The sequence below is a fragment of the Nitrosopumilus maritimus SCM1 genome, from assembly GCF_000018465.1.
Taxonomy (GTDB): Archaea; Thermoproteota; Nitrososphaeria; order Nitrososphaerales; family Nitrosopumilaceae; genus Nitrosopumilus; species Nitrosopumilus maritimus.
Genome location: NC_010085.1, coordinates 402303 through 421649, shown reverse-complemented (window position 1 = coordinate 421649; position 19347 = coordinate 402303). Strand labels below are relative to the sequence as shown.

General features: G+C 35.1%; 16 protein-coding genes and 1 tRNA gene. 7 read left to right on the top strand and 10 right to left on the bottom strand.

What is annotated here, in order from left to right; translation table 11 throughout:
* Positions 1-8 precede the first annotated feature (8 nt).
* Positions 9-1454, bottom strand: coding sequence for a peptidase (locus tag NMAR_RS02510; protein ID WP_148680049.1), 1446 nt, complete (start codon positions 1452-1454; stop codon positions 9-11).
* 74 nt (positions 1455-1528) lie between these two features.
* Between NMAR_RS02510 and NMAR_RS02505 the strand changes: the two genes are divergently transcribed.
* Positions 1529-1744 (top strand): hypothetical protein, encoded by a 216-nt coding sequence (locus tag NMAR_RS02505; RefSeq protein WP_148680048.1) that lies wholly within the window; start codon positions 1529-1531, stop codon positions 1742-1744.
* Positions 1745-1779: 35 nt separating this feature from the next.
* On the opposite strand, the gene NMAR_RS09665 is transcribed toward NMAR_RS02505, so the two are convergent.
* On the bottom strand, positions 1780-1923 hold the full coding sequence (locus NMAR_RS09665; protein WP_187146555.1) for a hypothetical protein: 144 nt from the start codon (positions 1921-1923) through the stop codon (positions 1780-1782).
* Positions 1924-1976: 53 nt separating this feature from the next.
* Positions 1977-2858, bottom strand: a complete 882-nt coding sequence (locus NMAR_RS02500; RefSeq protein ID WP_012214849.1) for a hypothetical protein — start codon at positions 2856-2858, stop codon at positions 1977-1979.
* Positions 2859-2968: 110 nt separating this feature from the next.
* Between NMAR_RS02500 and NMAR_RS02495 the strand changes: the two genes are divergently transcribed.
* Positions 2969-3046: transfer RNA gene (locus tag NMAR_RS02495), tRNA-Glu, on the top strand.
* A 33-nt stretch (positions 3047-3079) separates the two neighbouring features.
* On the opposite strand, the gene NMAR_RS02490 is transcribed toward NMAR_RS02495, so the two are convergent.
* The 3 genes from NMAR_RS02490 to NMAR_RS02480 form a co-directional block, all read right to left on the bottom strand.
* On the bottom strand, positions 3080-3466 hold the full coding sequence (locus NMAR_RS02490) for a response regulator (RefSeq protein ID WP_012214848.1): 387 nt from the start codon (positions 3464-3466) through the stop codon (positions 3080-3082).
* Between the two features lie 231 nt (positions 3467-3697).
* Entirely contained in the window at positions 3698-4297 is a 600-nt protein-coding gene (locus NMAR_RS02485) for a hypothetical protein (RefSeq protein ID WP_012214847.1), read from the bottom strand.
* Between the two features lie 109 nt (positions 4298-4406).
* Positions 4407-5306 (bottom strand): DMT family transporter, encoded by a 900-nt coding sequence (locus NMAR_RS02480; RefSeq protein WP_187146554.1) that lies wholly within the window; start codon positions 5304-5306, stop codon positions 4407-4409.
* Between the two features lie 208 nt (positions 5307-5514).
* On the opposite strand from NMAR_RS02480, the gene NMAR_RS02475 reads away from it, so the two are divergent.
* Positions 5515-6024 carry a HEAT repeat domain-containing protein gene (locus NMAR_RS02475; protein ID WP_148680047.1) on the top strand — a complete coding sequence of 170 codons (510 nt, stop codon included), beginning with the start codon at positions 5515-5517 and terminating at the stop codon, positions 6022-6024.
* On the opposite strand, the gene NMAR_RS02470 is transcribed toward NMAR_RS02475, so the two are convergent.
* Complete coding sequence (locus NMAR_RS02470; RefSeq protein ID WP_012214844.1) at positions 6021-6797, bottom strand: hypothetical protein; 777 nt, start codon at positions 6795-6797, stop codon at positions 6021-6023. The two genes, NMAR_RS02475 and NMAR_RS02470, sit on opposite strands and share 4 nt — an antisense overlap.
* A 94-nt stretch (positions 6798-6891) precedes the next feature.
* Between NMAR_RS02470 and NMAR_RS02465 the strand changes: the two genes are divergently transcribed.
* Together NMAR_RS02465 and NMAR_RS02460 are read left to right on the top strand one after the other, a co-directional pair.
* The gene (locus tag NMAR_RS02465; protein ID WP_148680046.1) at positions 6892-7131 is read left to right on the top strand and encodes a hypothetical protein; all 240 of its coding nucleotides are present in this window, start codon (positions 6892-6894) and stop codon (positions 7129-7131) included.
* A gap of 96 nt (positions 7132-7227) precedes the next feature.
* Positions 7228-7461, top strand: coding sequence for a hypothetical protein (locus NMAR_RS02460; protein ID WP_148680045.1), 234 nt, complete (start codon positions 7228-7230; stop codon positions 7459-7461).
* 17 nt (positions 7462-7478) lie between these two features.
* Here the strand turns inward: NMAR_RS02460 and NMAR_RS02455 are convergent, their stop codons facing one another.
* A complete protein-coding gene (locus tag NMAR_RS02455) occupies positions 7479-9281 on the bottom strand; it encodes a CHASE3 domain-containing protein (protein WP_012214843.1) in 1803 nt (600 codons plus the stop codon).
* 198 nt (positions 9282-9479) lie between these two features.
* On the opposite strand from NMAR_RS02455, the gene NMAR_RS02450 reads away from it, so the two are divergent.
* Together NMAR_RS02450 and NMAR_RS02445 are read left to right on the top strand one after the other, a co-directional pair.
* Entirely contained in the window at positions 9480-10115 is a 636-nt protein-coding gene (locus NMAR_RS02450) for a hypothetical protein (RefSeq protein WP_012214842.1), read from the top strand.
* A 53-nt stretch (positions 10116-10168) separates the two neighbouring features.
* Entirely contained in the window at positions 10169-10615 is a 447-nt protein-coding gene (locus tag NMAR_RS02445) for a hypothetical protein (protein WP_012214841.1), read from the top strand.
* A 14-nt stretch (positions 10616-10629) separates the two neighbouring features.
* Here NMAR_RS02445 and NMAR_RS02440 read toward each other — a convergent pair whose 3' ends face one another.
* Both NMAR_RS02440 and NMAR_RS02435 read right to left on the bottom strand, forming a co-directional pair.
* Positions 10630-10890 carry a hypothetical protein gene (locus NMAR_RS02440; RefSeq protein ID WP_148680044.1) on the bottom strand — a complete coding sequence of 87 codons (261 nt, stop codon included), beginning with the start codon at positions 10888-10890 and terminating at the stop codon, positions 10630-10632.
* Between the two features lie 146 nt (positions 10891-11036).
* Positions 11037-19331, bottom strand: a complete 8295-nt coding sequence (locus NMAR_RS02435; protein ID WP_012214839.1) for a beta strand repeat-containing protein — start codon at positions 19329-19331, stop codon at positions 11037-11039.
* Between the last annotated feature and the right edge of the window lie 16 nt (positions 19332-19347).

Below are 19347 nucleotides of genomic sequence, written 5' to 3'. Positions count from 1 at the left end.
GTAGGTAATTAAGAAGAGATACTCATTATTCCTTCTTTGATTAAGAATTGGATTCCTTGAACAAATGAACCATCATCAATTGCACCTTCTGCCCACCATGCAGCATTTTGCTTTATCCAAGAGGGAATTTCATTAGAAGAACTAGTTCCTTGTGTAGTTGGAGGAATTTGCATAATTCCTTCTTTGATTAAGAATTGAATTCCTTGAACAAATGAACCATCATCAATTGCACCTTCTGCCCACCAGCCTGCATTATTCTTAATCCATTCAGGTATTTCCTGAGATGTTGTTTCAAAAGGTGGAGAAACTACCGGAGTACTTCCTTCACTGGCAAAAACAGTTACAGGAATTTGTAAATAATCTGCAGCAGAACCAGGTACTATTCCTTCAGGAGCTAATCCATAAACCCAAATAACATAGTTTACTTTGCCAGGTGGTTCTTGGACTACCATATCAAGAATGTATTGTCCAGATGGAGAGTAGAGATACTGTCTTCCTTCATCTTGAGCCATTGAACGTAATGGAGTCAAGTTATCATCTACTACTAGAAAATCAAATTGGACTTGGTTCAAAAATTCAGTATCGTCAAATTTGCTGATAAATTTTATTAGCCATTGCATCTCACAACCTTGTACTGGTTCTTCAGGTCCATAGAATACATGAATTTGATAATCAAAGTTGTTTGTAGGTTTTTTTATAGTGACATCTCGTTCAAAATCAGTATCACATCCTTGTTCTGAAAAAGTGTCAACAGTAGATACAATTCCTGAAAAAGGGCTTGTTGAAACGTTTTCTTTGTAATCTAGTAATTCAAATTTGTATTCAGCTGGAGGAATTCCCTCTGAAACATGAGTTAACGTATGGGCTTTTACAGGAAATGGAAATTCATCTACAATCCAAACTTTGCTTGTTTGTCCACCAGTACGCCATCCCATTTGTACAGTTTCCCAAGTTCCAGATGAAATAGTAATTGTTTCAATCTTCATGGGAAGTACTTGTTCTCCACCAATGTTTCCAATCTTTCCCCATGAAGTTGCACTAAATGCCTTTGGTCCTTTTCCACTAGTTCCAGAATCAGATGTTGCAAATGCAGATAACCATGCAACTGAAGATTTGAATGCACCTCTATACACACCTAGTTCTTCACTTCCACCAGTTGGTTCAGGAGCAATCTTTCCTAATTCCATTTCACCGACAACAACTTTGTTGCCATCATATACAACAACTTCAGCTAACCACTTTGTTTCACTGCCAGATTGAATATCTCCTTTAATCCACATATCTAGACCAAATTCAGCACATTCCTTATAGTCAACATGACAAAGATTGTAAGAAAAATAATCGCCGTGTTTGAGGCCTTCACCAACATACCATGTTCCAGGCATATCTACACCTCCAGATTGAAATTGTGCAAAAGCTGAAGGCATCATCAAAGTACCCAAAAATACCGTCATGAAAATTGGAAGAATTAACAGTTTATTCAAATCTAAAAAAAATTATCAAAAGAGATAGTTAAACGTTATTCAACTTGCTTCAAATAAGCAAATATAGAGGAAAATTTAGAGACTGGATAGACATGTGCGAATGCTCCAAAGTTCACTTGTATGAAGTGGAATTCAAACTAGATGGAATGAACGTTGTTCCAACACACAAGAACTGTGGATACGCACTAGATGCAAAACAGAATGACAAATTCCAAAAAGAGTTAGTAAAATCTTGGGGATTTGAGGAAGAGGAAGAATAATTTTAAAAATAAAAGAAAAAATTGGAAAAATCCAATTACATGTCTTTAGTAGCTTCTTTACAAACGTCAGTACCACATTTGCAGTCTGCGCTACAGATACAATGACCTTGCATTGCACAATCACATGAGTAATCAGGATCGCCGCTATCAGCTTCGCATCCACATGCTTGATCTGTCATGAGAAAACATAATCATACTTGTTTTAAAAGGTTAGTACATGAATTAAGAAAATCTATTTGGATGCAGCCTCAAGAATTGCATTACATGATTTTTTAATAAGATCAGATTGTTGTTTTAATAATTCTAAATCAGCTTCGACATCAAATGCCGTTTTTAATACATGAATGAGATCATGATTTTTGCTCAAAGTATTTTTGATTTTTATGAAATTTTCTTTATTGACATATCCCAGGTAAAAATAACAATCAGAAAGCATTGAATTTTTCACAAAATAGTCATGTGTTTTTTGAATAATCTGAGAATGATTGTTTTTTTCAACCATATCAGAAAATCCCACGGTAGACTTTACCATACGCTCAAGTAAAACAGGAGTTGCTCTCTCTATTCCGACTGTCTGAGTTACAACAGAGATGTGTTCATTAATTGGGCTTTTTGCAAACTTTCTCAAAAAATCAAGCATATGTGAGGCACCCAATCTTTTGTTATTTAGCGAAGTAATTGCATCAGCCAGATAAAATGATGCACATTTTTGCCAACAGGGGGCAAAGTCATCAGAGTTGTCAATGGATTCTTTTGCCTTTTGGCAGCAAAACATAGATTCAATCAAAGAGTTTTTTGCATAGTCAGCAAACAGTGCTGAGTGCTTTTCTTTAATTTTTGATAGAAACATTCGAAGATCCCAGGAAGCATCTTGAATTATTTTCAAATTATCATATTGCAAAAGTTTCTTTGAATTTGTTTCAGAAAATGTTCCATGATGAAGAACAAACATTTCATTATCAATTGAGACAATTTTATCAGGCTCATCTTTTTCATCAAAGACAACAACGTCATATCCACAGGAATCAAAAAAATGGTCAGAAATTCTACAACCACCTAAACCTACAGGAAAATCAGACAACCCTAATTTTTCAGGAATTTTTTGCAAATCCATGGAAAATAATATGACAGATTTTCTATAAATGGCCTAACTCACAAAGTTTAACAAATTCATGTAAAGTCAAAACATTTCCTTTAAATTGAGACAGGATTGTTTTTGATTAAGCTCCCATAGTGTAGTCCGGTTAAGCATACAGCCCTCTCAAGGCTGTGACCCGGGTTCAAATCCCGGTGGGAGCACCATTCTGTTTAATCCAAACTATGAACGAAAAAGGATTATGCTTTTTGGATTACTATAGAAGTTGCATTTTCTAGTTCAGTAATAATTTCATTTATGATTTTAATGTCAAAGGGTTTGTGAATTATTGCCGATGCACCATATTTTTCCAATGTATCTTCCATAGATTTTGACATATCCCCAGTTACCATTACTACCTTTACATCCTTGTCAATTGTTCTAATTTCTTTTAGTGCTTGATCTCCATGCATTTCTTCCATATGCACATCCATGAAAATTACATCTGGTTTGAATTTTTCATACATTGTTATAGCATCGCCGCCATCATATCCTTTAGAAATAACATCAAATTCTAGCATCTCTAAAAGGTCAGAAAATACCTCAACAATATCATGATCGTTATCTACAACAATTGCTGTCTTCATGGTATTATTTCCATATCTGGAAATGATATTTAACCGTTAGTCATTTTTTACTGCGTAGTAATAGATTATTGGTTTCATACGGTATAATCTTAAGAATTCAACAATATTTGATTGAATTTAGGAATTTCAGGTATCTAATTAGGATAGTTTTGTGTTAGATTAGATGGAATCAGATAATGAATTAAAATCAGTTATTTCTCTATTCCAAAATCTGTAACAATGAATTTGTATCTAAGCTTTGATGGTTTGAACAAATAAGCTCTGCTCATTATCCATTAACTGTAATTCCACACTTGTCTTTTTATTTTCAATATTAATTCGAAGATTACTAAATGAGCAGACATACTTGTTGATTTTTTTATTGTCACGAACAATATGTCCTGTTTTATAGAGTAAACCGTCATCGATTAAACTGTTAATTTTTCTGTAACCAGATGTCTGAGATAGATTACAATCTTTAATGATGTCAGTGATTATTTTTGGAGTTTCAGTAGCTGATTCTAAAATTGCCTTTTTTTCAGGATCACCAAAAGACTGTAGAATCATTTGTGACAAGTTTTCATCACGTAATTGGTACCATCCATCCTTTGAGTTCTTTGATTTTGATTGAAAGATTGTTTCAAAGAATTTTTTCTCTAAACCATCTGTTCCCTTGCCAAAGAATTCCCTTAGAACTAGATCTAATTTATCAAAATTCTCAATTGACTGAGCAAATGAAATACCATATTTTTCAAACAAACGATCTTCGATTTTTTTAACCATACCTTTTCCAAGATCTTTTGTAATGGATTCCTTCAAGGAGTTAGCAAGAAGACTGTCTAATCCAGGCATACTATTGATATTTTGTTATTAGTTATTAATATTATGCAAGGGAATCAGAGTTATTCTTATAAGATAGTGGTTCCCGAATTTGGGAATATAAATATAAGAACATCATACCTTAATCAGACCCCACCCTATTACGAAGAACAAACAACCCAATTAGCACGCTAGATGTAGATACAATATTCAAAATTGTAAGCCCTTCAGATAAAATCAAAATTGAATAGACTATGCTAAATATAGTCGTAGATGAGTAAATTAGAACAGTCCTTACAGCACCAATTAATCTTAATGCAATGACAAAAAACATCATAGTAACACCAATTCCCAAAAATCCAACAAAAGACATTACAGATAATTCCTCAAACGAAATATCAAATGGGATTTCAAAGAACAACATTAATCCCAAAGTCATTATTGCACCAGTGCAGGACATAATGTGGACTATATGACGAGTTTTGATGGAATCATCTAGTTTTTTGGCAATAAAGGTGTCAAGACAGTAAAAAAATCCAGACATAACAATAAGTAAATCACCCATCATGAAATCAGACAATTCCCATTCGTTGTTTTGAATATCAGCACCAACGGGAATCAAGATTGAACCTGCAACAATTAGGAAAAATGGCAAAACTTCTTGTTTACTTAATTTTTCTCTAAAGATCATAATGCCTAGTAAAATGGCAAAAACAGTTTCAGAATTTACTAAGATAGAAGCATTTGTTGCACTAGTTTCTTGGAGTCCAAATGTATAAGTTAATGTTCCTGAGGCCTCTACTGCTCCAAGCAATATTAACAAAAACAAAGTCATTCGACTTGTTTTTTTTACTTCATGTTCTCTTTGAGACTTACGAAATGGAGAAAACAGTAAACTGTTTACAACATAAATCACAAAAACCAACATCAGGGGATTTGGAATTGTTGAAGTATCTACAGCATGTGCATCCAAAAATGACTTTGGTATAACATTAGGTAATGCCGAAAATGCAGCAGCTAAAATAGCAAATAAAAAACCCACACCGACGGTTTTACTTTTTAATTTTGAAAATAGGGAAATTTTATTGATTTTTGATTTTCTTAAGTTTTCATAGGTGGGCTGGAATTTAGATACCACGCTCATTATTGATTTGACCCATGAGTTCCAATAATGGGAATAAGCATATATCTATATCCTAATAATTTGCCAAAAATTGAAATAGTAGTAAATTCACATGTTATCACCTACCATGAGTACAGTCAATATTCCAGACGAGTTTGATAAAATTATCAAGGCTATGCCACTTGAAGAGAGATTTTTGAAATTAGAAGAGATATTCAAGACATCAAAAGATGAATCTGAAAGATGGGATGCCGTATGGCTTGCAGGAGAAATACCAGTGGAGGTTGGTCTTAAAGGACCACTGTTTGAAAAGACGACAGATTTGTTTGCATGGGTTTTGAAAAATGATGATAATGATGTTGTACGCCATGAAGTATGTTATCAGATAGCAGCTAGAAACATGAGAAGAATTATTCCAGAACTTGCATATGCTGCAAATTATGATCCTAGTCCACTAGTACGTCATGAAGCAACTGAGTGTTTAATGATCATCAGAGCAACTGATCAGATAGATGCAATGAAAAGATCATGTCAGGATGAGAATGAAAGTGTCAGAAATACTGCAGAGTTAGTGCTAAAAAGAATGAGGAGATACAAATCAAAATTCAATGCAGAATCTGAATGGGTATCAATCTAGGTAGTTTTAAGCTGTTTCCATAAAGCATAGATGATGAACATATTTGCAACATACCAAACAGTAGTTACAGGATGAGCATCAAAATACAGGCCAAATATTTCTAGATGATAGTACCAAACATCTCCAGCAGCATTAATCATCAGTCCAATAACGAGTAGCAACCAAACTGCGCCCAATATTCCTTGTCTAAAAATAGAAGCCCCCAAAATGGTAAAAGATAATGTGAAAGATGCGCCAGTTACAAAAATAAAACCATAGTAAAAGTCAAAATTCAATTCAGCATCAGGGATGCTTAGAGACAAAGCAACATAGACAATTAATGCAATAATAGGGATTATCGGAATCCAGATTTTTTCTAAAGTGGTGTAACCTGAATGAAAATATCTGATGTTTAAGAGCAGATGGCCTAGAACAAAGGGATAGAGAGCAAAAAAGAAGATATCAGCAATTGAAGGATAAGCCTCAATTCCCAGGATTAAGTCAAATGTATAATACAATAATTCAGCCACAAGATAGGAAGTAAATCCTAAGCCCAAGGAAAGATAAGATTTGGCTAAAAGGCCTGTTTCGTGTTTCTTTGATACAATGAAGCAAAATATAGAAAGACAGATTGTAAGTGAAACCGAGATAACAAATGCAAAAATGCTCACATCATCTTCATTGAACACATTCATTGATGTGAAAATGATAACTCCCGCTACCAAAATTCCAAAAATGATGTATCGATTTAGAGGATTTGATAGTCTTTCAGGTACAACATCGGGTTCACCCATAATTTATCAATCAATAACTGATTCAAGTATGTTTTCATTATCATAAGTTATGAAATACATAATCCCTATATACAAGTCAAAATAGTATGAGCATATGCCATTGAGGATAAGATATAAGTTCAAAGGCGATCCTCAGTCCTACTCTTGTGCAGTAACATACCCACAATACATCAATTTTAGAAATTTATCTGCAATTGATGAATGTGAAATAACAAACAAGGATGAAGTATTACAGCAAAGTATGCAAAATGAAATAGAAGAGGCATTATACATGGCATGTAAAAACGAGTTAACACCCATCAAGAAACTGTCATGTCCTGAAAAATACGTCTAGCTACATTCTCAAAAAAAAGAATAAAGTGCAAGTATAATTAATAGCACAAGTTAATTAATAGCGAAACTAAATATGTTAATATGAGGCTCATATGTTATGGCATTTAAAATAAAATATAGATTCAAAGAGGAAGACAATCATTATACTTGTACCGTCACATATGAACAATACAAGAATTTTCAGTCACTGCCACTAGTTGAAGAATGTGAGATAATTAAAGGAAATCAGAAAAATGTTGAAGCATATCAAAAAGAGTTGCAAAGAGCATTAAATCTGGCAAGTGAGCAATCAATAAAAAGCCATATCAGAAAATTGTCTGAAAATGCCTAAAGTCCCAAACCTATCAATTACAGAGTCTTTGATAAAGTTAGAGATATGACAGTAGGATTGGTTTTTGCTGAAATTTCACCACGATGTTGTTCTACAATATTTTTACAGCTTGCAAGCCCTAAACCAGTACCAACTTGTTTTGTAGTAAACAATGGTTCAAACATTTCTTCAAGAATGTTAGGAGGGATTGGAGATCCAGAGTCTTCAAGCTCTATCTTCACATGAGACGTTTCATCAAAAAAGCGGATTTTGATTGTTCCATTTTCTTTAACAGCATCAATTGCGTTAGATAGTAAATTTACAAACAAAATATCCAGTTTATGGGCATCACATCGTAGTTTTATGTCGTTTTCAGGCAATTCAATTGTAATTGAATCATTTTTAGTTGTTCTAGATATGGAGGACTGTAAGAGTTCCAATAAGGAATGAGTTTCGATTTGAAGATTTGAAACTCGTACAAAATCCATTACGTCATTGATTTGATGAGTCATTCTCAAAATTGCCGCATCAATCATTCTAAAGCGTTTATCAAGACTTTCATCTTTTTCTTGCAAATCAGTTTTCATCAAATTTACTGCACCCTGAATAACAGCTAGGGGATTTCGCAAATCATGAGCGAGTCGAGTTGCCAGCTCACCAATGTTTTTGAGTTTTTCTTTTTTGATTAAAATTTCTCTAATCGCATCAAATGATTTTGAAAAATCTCCCAATTCATCATTAGAATTGATATCTATTTTTTGGGCATAATCTCCTTCTTTGAACTGTTGAATGACTTTTTCTAATTTTGATAAAGGGTTTAAAACAGAATTTAGGATAAGAAATGCCAAAACCACTGCAGATACGACACTAGCAACAAGCACAATAATGATTACATTTCGAACAAGTTCTTGATTATTCAAAGAGTTTTCCAATCGTTGTTGTGTGTTTTCATTTTCAATTTGAATAAATTCAGAAAATTCCGTTCTTATCTCATCAAGAATTCTCTTTCCAGTTTCTTTTTCAAGTAGGATTGAGGCTTCATTCAAATTGTAATTTTCGACAATATTTCTTCTAGACTCAATGTTGGGATAAACGACTTCTTGATCCCATTTTTGATATAGTTTACCAATGGAGTAAATCAACTGGAGGTTCTCTTCATCATCTTTTAGAATATTTTCTAAATTCTGAATATTTTCACGTAATTCTATTTTGACACTATTAAATGAGACAAGAAAATCTTCGTTTCCTGAGATCAAATATTCTCGTTGAGATACCTCAGTATCATAGATATCTGCCTTGATTTTTCCAAGTAGCAAAAATCCATCCACATTTTCAGAATCTCGTAAATTTCCTTCCAATAACAAAATTATTTGATATATTTCATCTAAAATTATATCAGATTCATTAGACAATATGGATTCCAGAGCATCATCTTGGGAAGAATGGATTTGTCTTGCAAGTTCAATTTCAGGAGAACCAGCAGATTCTATCCAATCAGAAAATAGTTGAGAAATATGTTCTAATTTTTCTACTTGTGATGGATTGTAAGACACCAGGTTTTTTTCTTCTTCAAGTAAAACAAAGAATTCATCTACACCTCTATTGTATGGTTCCAGAAATGATTCATTGCCAGTAATGATAAATCCTCTTTGACCATTCTCAGAATCTACAGCAAGTCTTTGTAGTTTTTCAGCATTTTGTATAACTAAAAGATCGCGTTCGGCAATGGATTTGAAATCATCTGACGCAATATTTGATTGAGAGTTTGTCAATATTCCTAAAAATAATGTGATTGATACAACTACTGCAAAACCAAAAAATAGTTTTGACTTTATTTTCATTAAAAAAAATCTACATCAATGTTATTTATCTTGAATTATTTTTCAAAAAAAATGAAACATATTTTTCAAAATTAAACTCAGAAGTATTTCCCAATGTTGGGAAATATTTGAAAAATAATTTTTAGCCACAGATTGGATTTTTCCATCAATGGGAAATAGAAATTAACTATATTAACAACAGTACAAGTTTTTTGTTTAATGTACAAGATAGCTTCTATGGGACTACTAGGATTAATTGCAATTCTAGTAATTCCCGCAGGAACACAATCAATGACTAACGATGGCTTTAACCTATACGGACAAGCCACAATGACATATCACGATGCAAATGGAAATGAAATGCTTTCACAAACAGTACACAATCAATTGTTTGATGAAGGTGAAGATCTTCTAATTGCTAATGCATTTACCGGAGTAACAGATATTGGTACTGACGCTACACAAATTGGTGCAATCTGCCTTACAACTGCAACAGCTGCAGAATCATATGCTGAATCAACCTCAAACACTACATTCAACACAGACCATGATGCAGCAGAAGGTGGTGCTGATGATGAAGAAAACTGTAAAACAGATGGTTCTGTTGACAGTACTTCTCAAATTGCAACAATAGGACCATTAACATTTACAGCAGGTACTGGTACTGGTAACAACCTATTTGCAGGCAGCACTGTTGAAGCAATAGGAATTTGTGATGCAGACTCTTCAGATAATGATGTTCGTGATTGTACAACAACATTGTTTGCTGTAGTTGACACATCAGATGTTACTTTAGCAAGTGGTGAGACAGTAGATATCACATACACATTTAATCTACAGTCAGATGGAACTTAGTCAAAATACATTTTTTTTATATTTTTATTAGTACCAAGTAAGAGGACAGTACGTTGAGCTCAAAAAATGACAAAATCGTCTTAATAGGATTGGCAATAGCAGCGGGATTAATTTTGATTTTTGCTACAAATGAAAATAGTCTTGTGTTTTTGTTCTTTAACCAATACACACCAGTTGTTTGGGAGGAAGTGATTGAAAGAAATATTGTTCGTTCATCCATCCCAATTGAAATTTTAGATACAGAGAACGACAATTGTATAGTTTCTGCTAAAAATTTTGATAAGATAGTCGACCATCAATATTTTGTAAAATCTGAAAATATCATTGAAGAACTAAAGTATGATAGAAATGATGAAACATTATCAATACCATGTGATCTATTAGAGGGAGACAAATCTAGACTCAATGTTTGGTTTGTGGTAGAAGAATCACCAAAACACCCAAACAAATACGAATATTTTGTTTCACCATGGGAAGAAATAACAGATTCTAAGTCATAACTTTTAGACTATATTTAAGGAGAAACTACAGGAGATGTTTCTGCCACTAAAGTATAATGACGTTTACCATCTTCATTTACAGCATAATTTTCATTTTCAATACCAACAAGTGCACCATCATCAATATGAGGACTGCTAGGTTCAACGGTCATATCTACAACTGATTCAAATTTTTCAGAGTCAGATGTATTCACAGAAGAATATGAAGCTGCAAATGCAATTCCAACAGATACTGCGATTGCAAGTCCAACAAAGATTCCAGTCCTACTATTCATCATCAGTAAGGACCATCGGCATTATTTAAATGCGATTTGTCATTTTTTAAGCACGTGATTTTTGTAACCAAATTCATTAACGAATTCACAATATAGGGATAACAAGATGTCAACTACCAGTTTATCCATATCTTATTTTCACAAACTTAGAATTTCAACAGTTTTGTGAGAACCTCAAAGAATTCAGATATTGAATCCAACAAAGATTTTGGTTTGTTTACATCAATACCAGGTTCTGGGTCCATCTGCAAGTTTACATCAATACCAGGTTCTGGGTCCATCTGCAAGTTTACATCAATACCAGGTTCTGGGTCCATCTGCAAGTTTACATCAATACCAGGTTCTGGGTCCATAGGAATTCCTACATACGTTCCAAGTTCAGGTTCAGATGGGATTTTAATTTTTTCTGATTCAGGTGGAAGTTCTGTAGATATGATTTCAGATTCTGATGGGTCTGCTGGAGAGACAATTTCAGATTCTGATGGGTCTGCTGGAGAGACAATTTCAGATTCTGATGGGTCTGTTGGAGAGACAATTCCGGACTCAGTGACATTGCGTTCTTCAGAGGATGATTCTCCTTTTACCACCATTAATGCATCAGACAAATGTAATTCAACTGAATTTCTATTTTTGTCCCATACTCTAAACAAGACATCAGATTGTTCAATTTCTTCTTCAAAGAACACTTGGAAATAAAATTGAGATTGAGTATCTAAAAGTGTAGGCAATACAGTCGCATCAGAAATTAGACCATATGGGTCAAGAATTTCAATGCCAGTAAATTTGTCATAGATAATAGCAGTCTCAGTTCTGTCATTAAGGACTCTAGGACCGAAATGATTGACATACATTTCTACATGTTCAATATTTTGAGCACCTGAATTTTCATAAAGACTCAAAATTACATTCAAGGGTTGCTCTGTTTCAATGACTGCAGTATGAACAGAATTAAAGCTATTCTCATCATAGCCAATTCCATCAAATACAAGTGGATAGTTTTTGATTTCTGCTCCAGGAACTAATGGTTGATCAGTATTTCCTATAATTCCTCCAAGACCACTATCAGTAATAGAAGGTCCAATACTAGTAGTTATAGAAGGAGCAGAATTATCACCACTGGAACCCCCTCCTGAACTAGAACTAGTCGAGGTAGAGGATAATGTACCAAATACTGTAAAGTGAGTAGTCCAGATTATCATATCAGATCCATCTACAAAGTAACATTCTCTTGTACCATCACTAGATATTGAGACTCCATTGACTTCTGCAGTGTTAGCAGCATCACAAAGTGTAGATATCGCATTCCAAGTAGTATTATCAGTACTGTAATAAGGTGTCAAAGAACCTTCGCCAGGAATTGTAATCTTTACAGCCTTGTTGAAAGTTAATTCGTCATCAGACAATCCTATAGCAATACAACTTACTATTTGACTACCATCAGGGTTTATTGGACATGAATTGTTTGTCTTTGGTTCAGGTAAATCTATGGAGCCAGTAAATTTATCTTGAGGACCAGATACCAAAACATCTTTTGGAATAACTATCTGAACTTCTTCATCAGTTCCATCTGAGGAAGTGATTTTCATTTCATTTGTAATTTGAACTCTATTCTTAGTTACACTGTTTTCTGTTACGGTAGTTTTTGTTGGAGATTTACTAAGATCAAGTTTTGCCTTGACATTTGTTTTGACCAGAATTTCTTTAATTTCAATTTCTTCAGTTGTAATTACCAAATCTGTAAAATCTTCATCTAATTCTACAGGAGCTTCCTCAATATTGGATATTACAGATACAGGATTGTGGTTAGTGTTAAATGAATTACCATTTGTGTCAGTCAGACCAGATGAAATCGTAATAGTGCCATGAGCACGTGCAGTTATATCTGCAGAATTTACTGTTAAGGTCACCACATTATCTGAAGCAGTATGACCAGAGATTGTCTTGGAAGTTCCTGTTGGAATTTGTAGAGAGGAATAATCAGATAGTTGTGAAGTAACATTCTTGTCAAATATAATCACTATACTAGACTTTGTTGTAGCATAAGCTTTCTTTACTTTTGGTGGAACTTTGTCAACCGAAGTAACAGTTACACTATCTACAGTGTTTCCATCCGTATCTTTGACAGCATTACCAGCAATTGCAATTGTTGGGGTTTGGCCAGATGTGATTGCCGAATCTAGTCTTAAAGTTATTACATTGTTTGTGGTTTTTACACCCTTTATTGTAGCGGATGGATCGGTCAAAACAAAATTAGCAGGTTTTACAGATTTACGATCTATGTTTCGTTCAAAAGCAATATCAATTTGAGTAGTAGATGTAACATTGGCAGATGTTATTCTAGGAGGGATATTTCCAGAATGAGATATTTCTGGGATCGAAGTTGTTTCAAGTGTATAATGTCCTGCGATTAATCCAAATTCTGTAATTCTAGGTGTTGAGGTAGCCAATAGTTTAGAGTGTTTTGGTTTTCCAACAGATTCTGAAATAACAGGTACATCTATTGCATTAATTGCATATCTCTCAATTTGATCAATTGATTCTGTAAGACTTGGGGCATCAGATGTTAGTAAGGCAAATACTGTATCACTTGTTGCATTGTCAGATAGTACAGGAGTGGAGTTTGCGTTGATGGTGAACATTCCAGTGACTTGAGCATTGTCAGATAGTACAGGAGTGGAGTTTGCGTTGATGGTGAACATTCCAGTGACTTGAGCATTGTCAGATAGTACAGGAGTGGAGTTTGCGTTGATGGTGAACATTCCAGTGACTTGAGCATTGTCAGATAGTACAGGAGTGGAGTTTGCGTTGATGGTGAACATTCCAGTGACTTGAGCATTGTCAGATAGTACAGGAGTGGAGTTTGCTGAGATGTTAAACATTCCAGTTATCTGTGCATCATCAGATAGAACTGGTTCAGATGTTGCGTTAAGTATTCTCATGACAGTTGATGTTGCGTTGCTTGATAGTACAGGAGTAGAGTTTGCTGAGATGTTAAACATTCCAGTTATCTGTGCATCATCAGATAGAACTGGTTCAGATGTTGCGTTAAGTATTCTCATGACAGTTGATGTTGCGTTGCTTGATAGTACAGGAGTAGAGTTTGCTGAGATGTTAAACATTCCAGTTATCTGTGCATCATCAGATAGAACTGGTTCAGATGTTGCGTTAAGTATTCTCATGACAGTTGATGTTGCGTTACTTGATAGTACAGGAGTAGAGTTTGCTGAGATGTTAAACATTCCAGTTATCTGTGCATCATCAGATAGAACTGGTTCAGATGTTGCGTTAAGTATTCTCATGACAGTTGATGTTGCGTTACTTGATAGTACAGGAGTAGAGTTTGCTGAGATGTTAAACATTCCAGTTGTAATTGCATTACTGGAAACAACCGGACTGGAGTTTGCAGATAATATGTGCATCACAGTTGATGTTGCGTTACTTGAGAGGAATGGTGTTGATGAACCAGATAGTGATACTGTTGCGTTACTTGAGAGGAATGGAGTGGTGTTAGCTGATGCTACAAGTGTTCCATAAGTTGCGTTACTTGATAGTACAGGAGTAGAGGATCCAGATAGCGATACTGTTGCGTTACCAAATAGTGATGGAATTGATGTTGCGTTAAGATTGAACATTGCAACAGTGGTAGCGTTACTTGATATCACTGGTTCAGATGTTGCGTTGAGTATTCTCATGACAGTTGATGTTGCGTTACTTGAGAGGAATGGTGTTGATGAACCAGATAGTGATACTGTTGCGTTACTTGAGAGGAATGGAGTAGAGTTGGATGAGATGTCAAACATTCCAGTTGATGTTGCGTTACTTGAGAGGAATGGTGTTGATGAACCAGATAGTGATACTGTTGCGTTACTTGAGAGGAATGGTGTTGATGAACCAGAGATGTCAGCTGATGATGTTGCGTTACTGAATAGTGATGGGATGGATGTTGCGTTGAGTATTCTCATGACAGTTGATGTTGCGTTGCTGGATAGTACAGGAGTAGAGTTGGATGAGATGTCAGCTGATGATGTTGCGTTACTGAATAGTGATGGGATGGATGTTGCGTTGAGTATTCTCATGACAGTTGATGTTGCGTTACTTGAGAGGAATGGTGTTGATGAACCAGAGATGTCAGCTGATGATGTTGCGTTACTGAATAGTGATGGGATGGATGTTGCGTTGAGTATTCTCATGACAGTTGATGTTGCGTTGCTGGATAGTACAGGAGTAGAGTTGGATGAGATGTCAGCTGATGATGTTGCGTTACTGAATAGTGATGGGATGGATGTTGCGTTGAGTATTCTCATGACAGTTGATGTTGCGTTGCTGGATAGTACAGGAGTAGAGTTGGATGAGATGTCAGCTGATGATGTTGCGTTACTGAATAGTGATGGGATGGATGTTGCGTTGAGTATTCTCATGACAGTTGATGTTGCGTTGCTGGATAGTACAGGAGTAGAGTTGGATGAGATGTCAGCTGATGATGTTGCGTTACTGAATAGTGATGGGATGGATGTTGCGTTGAGTATTCTCATGACAGTTGATGTTGCGTTGCTGGATAGTACAGGAGTAGAGTTGGATGAGATGTCAGCTGATGATGTTGCGTTACTGAATAGTGATGGGATGGATGTTGCGTTGAGTATTCTCATGACAGTTGATGTTGCGTTGCTGGATAGTACAGGAGTAGAGTTGGATGAGATGTCAGCTGATGATGTTGCGTTACTGAATAGTGATGGGATGGATGTTGCGTTGAGTATTCTCATGACAGTTGATGTTGCGTTGCTGGATAGTACAGGAGTAGAGTTGGATGAGATGTCAGCTGATGATGTTGCGTTACTGAATAGTGATGGGATGGATGTTGCGTTGAGTATTCTCATGACAGTTGATGTTGCGTTGCTGGATAGTACAGGAGTAGAGTTGGATGAGATGTCAGCTGATGATGTTGCGTTACTTGTTAGAAGTGGAGTAGAGTTTGCTGACAAAGTGAATGCAACAGTTGCAGTACTAGATACAGATGGAATAGTTGATGGATCAAGTACGAACATTGCAACAGTTGTGGCATTGCTAGAGAGAAGTGGAGTAGAGTTGGATGAGATGTCAGCTGATGATGTTGCGTTACTTGTTAGAAGTGGAGTAGAGTTTGCTGAAAGAGAAAATGAAATTATTCCACTACTTACAATGTCGGGTGTTGTTGAATTTGATATAGTATAATTTTTAAATTCAGTATTTTGTTCTGCAACATCTAAAATATCAGATGCAGTTCTTGTATATTGTGCAACAGTATTTCCAGAATCAGAAACATTTGGAGTTGAATTTGCATTTAGGAAATATCCTTTTAGTGTAATAGCAGAAGAAACTACTAGTGGAGTTGAATTTGCATCATCGATTATAGAATTGCCAGTTGTTATTACTGAATGTTCAAATATAGGAGCAGAAGTTCCAAATATTGCATATTTTTTAATTAAATCTACAGATTCTACAACATCCAAAGTATCTGAATCAGAAAATGCTAATTCGTTTGATGTGTCAATAGTAGTAATGAAACCATCTTCAGCATTTCCTCTATGTGCAATTGCAAATGTATTAAGATCAACTCCAATTAAGCTAGGGAAATATCCATTTGATGTGTTGTATTCAAGTGATTCAACAACAGAGTTTCCAATGTTTCCTGCATCATCAATTGTTACAATTACAAAAAATCCATCATTACTATTACCACGATAAGCTATTCCATAATTACCAGAACCAAGACTAACCATGTCAGGCTCTCTGCCGTTTCCAGTATCAAACTCAAGTGAATCAGTGATTGAATTGTTGATGTTTCCGGAACTATCAATATCAAATGTTTTGACAAATCCATCAGAGCCTGGACCTCTGTATGCTACTGCAAATGTGTCATCATCAATCTTTACGAGAGATGTTTCATAGGCAGTGGATGTATCAAATTCCAAGGTGTCAATTACACTGCTAATTACACCTGCGCCAGTAATGTCAACCGTTTTTACAAATCCGTCATTTCCGTTACCAGTGTAAGAAATCACAAAAGTGTCTGAATCAACTGCAAGGATATCAGGAAATATTCCAGTTCCAGTATCAAATTCTAAGGAGTTTCCAGTGTCAGTGATCGCACCTACTCCACTAATATTTAAGGTTTTAATGAATCCATCAGTATCTGTTCCAGTATATACGATCGCAAATGTATCTGAATCAACTGCAACAATATCAGGATAAAGCCCATCTGCGATATCAAATTCTAGGGAGTTTCCAGTGTCAGTGATCGCACCTACTCCACTAATATTTAAGGTTTTAACGAATCCATCACTGTCAGTTCCATTATACACAACTGCAAATGTATCAGTGTCTACAGGCACAATATTTGGTGTCCATCCATCTGCAGTATCAAATTCTAGGGAGTTTCCAGTGTCAGTGATCGTGCCTGTGCTTGTGATATCTACTGTTTTGATGAATCCATCATTATCAGTTCCCTTGTATACTACTGCAAACGTGTCTGTGTCCACCTGAACCAAATCAGGTGTCTCTGCATCGGCAGTGTCAAATTCAAAGGTATCATTGGTCTTGATAGTAGAAATTGTCACTTCATGGGCAGGAATAGGCGTGGATGAGGCATAAATTCCCATTTCAAATCCATGTGTAGGATTAACGGTGGATGCAGGGAATAACTCCGGATTTATAGAATTTAGACCCTCACTGACGACTACAGGCGTAGAACTAGCCATAATTATGGCAGTTTTTGATGAATCATCAACCTCTACAAAAGAAGGAGTATCTGTGCCTGCAAGTTCAACATCGATAAATATGGTATCCAAGAAACCATCATTTCCTCCACCACGGCTAGCAATTGCTACTGTATTTCCATCTATACTGATTATTGATGGGAAACGACCGTTTCCAGTATCAAATTCATAGGTATCAGTTACGGTTCCGATATTACCGGAGGCAGTGATAGGAATTGTTTTGATAAATCCATCACTTCCTGCTCCCTGATATGCAATCACAAATGATTTGTCATCTAATCTCTTGATGTCAGGATGTTGTGCAGTGTTCGTGTCGTATTCATATGTCTCAACTAGAGTAATAGAGCCTGAACTAGTAACATCAAGCGTGGCTAGTCGACCATCACTGTCAATGTCTCTATATGCAACTACAAATGTGTCTGAATCTACCTGGGCAATAGCATTATGATATGCATCAAAGGTAGGCTCAAACTCTAATGTGTCTTCTACAGAATTAATCGTACCATCAGTTGAAATGTTGATTGTTTTTGCAAATCCGTCAGCTTCAACACCCCTATACACAATCAAAAATGTGTCTGAATCTACCTGTATAATGTCATTGTCTCTACCTTCATTTGTATCAAATTCAAAACTATCTTCTTCTGAAATGGTTAGTCCATCTGAAGATATGTTTAGTGTTCGCAACCAACCATCAGCACCACCACCTTGATTCACAACTGCAAATGTATCTGAATCTACTGCAACTATTTGAGGATCAGTACCTGCAGTAGTATCGAATTCATAATTTGTTCCGTTTGTAATTACACCAGCTCCAGTAATGTCTACTGTATGAATAAAACCATCAGCATCAGTACTTCTGTAAACAATTGCAAACGTATCTGAATCTACTGCAACTAATTCAGTGTATACAATTGCATCAGGATCAAATTGTAATGTGTTTAGTGATGAAATGTTTCCTAGACTATCAATATCAAAAGTTTGAATGTATCCAGAAAGAACACCAGATCCTTGTCCCTGATAAGATATTGCAAATGTATTAGAATCTATTTGAATAATATCAGGGTATGAACCTGCTTGATTATCAAACTCAAATGAATCAACAAGAGATTTTGTAATATCACCAGAGGCTGCATATGCATGATTATAAACTGGAACAATTAAAACAACAAACAACAACAAAACAACGATAATTTTTTTAGAAACAAAGAATTTCTTGGAATTTATTAATACATTAGAACAATTTCGATACAAAACAGTTGAATTGTTTTGTAATTTTGTATTTGATGAAGATAAAATAACAAAAATTTCTTTTAGATTAATTTTGTTCTCTGAAAATAATGTTTGTGCAAAATTATTTTTCAAAAACAAATTGATGTAATCAGATGCAAAGGTTTTTAGTACAGATTGTTTTACTTGCAAAACGAAATTGCTACGATACAGTAAAACTAACAATAACACGAACAAAAAGAAAACAAAATACGGATCTTGTTCATCAAAATCAACTTCACGATTGTATTTAGAAAGAGACGTTGCAACAACATCAAATGATGAAATATTTTTTTCAGGAGTTAGAACATAATGTTTCAAACCATTTTCATCAATTGTAAAATTACTATCAACGACGGGAAATGACGAAAAAATTCCGAGCAAAAATACGAAACTTACCAGTAGAGGTATCTCCCATTTCATAGAAAAAAAAATTTTT

Coding starts and splice junctions, on each gene's coding strand:
- NMAR_RS02510 (WP_148680049.1), bottom strand. CDS start 1,454: ATGACGGTATTTTTGGGTACTTTGATGATGCCTTCAGCTTTTGCACAA.
- NMAR_RS09665 (WP_187146555.1), bottom strand. CDS start 1,923: ATGACAGATCAAGCATGTGGATGCGAAGCTGATAGCGGCGATCCTGAT.
- NMAR_RS02500 (WP_012214849.1), bottom strand. CDS start 2,858: ATGGATTTGCAAAAAATTCCTGAAAAATTAGGGTTGTCTGATTTTCCT.
- NMAR_RS02490 (WP_012214848.1), bottom strand. CDS start 3,466: ATGAAGACAGCAATTGTTGTAGATAACGATCATGATATTGTTGAGGTA.
- NMAR_RS02485 (WP_012214847.1), bottom strand. CDS start 4,297: ATGCCTGGATTAGACAGTCTTCTTGCTAACTCCTTGAAGGAATCCATT.
- NMAR_RS02475 (WP_148680047.1), top strand. CDS start 5,515: ATGAGTACAGTCAATATTCCAGACGAGTTTGATAAAATTATCAAGGCT.
- NMAR_RS02470 (WP_012214844.1), bottom strand. CDS start 6,797: ATGGGTGAACCCGATGTTGTACCTGAAAGACTATCAAATCCTCTAAAT.
- NMAR_RS02465 (WP_148680046.1), top strand. CDS start 6,892: ATGCCATTGAGGATAAGATATAAGTTCAAAGGCGATCCTCAGTCCTAC.
- NMAR_RS02460 (WP_148680045.1), top strand. CDS start 7,228: ATGGCATTTAAAATAAAATATAGATTCAAAGAGGAAGACAATCATTAT.
- NMAR_RS02455 (WP_012214843.1), bottom strand. CDS start 9,281: ATGAAAATAAAGTCAAAACTATTTTTTGGTTTTGCAGTAGTTGTATCA.
- NMAR_RS02450 (WP_012214842.1), top strand. CDS start 9,480: ATGTACAAGATAGCTTCTATGGGACTACTAGGATTAATTGCAATTCTA.
- NMAR_RS02440 (WP_148680044.1), bottom strand. CDS start 10,890: ATGAATAGTAGGACTGGAATCTTTGTTGGACTTGCAATCGCAGTATCT.
- NMAR_RS02435 (WP_012214839.1), bottom strand. CDS start 19,331: ATGAAATGGGAGATACCTCTACTGGTAAGTTTCGTATTTTTGCTCGGA.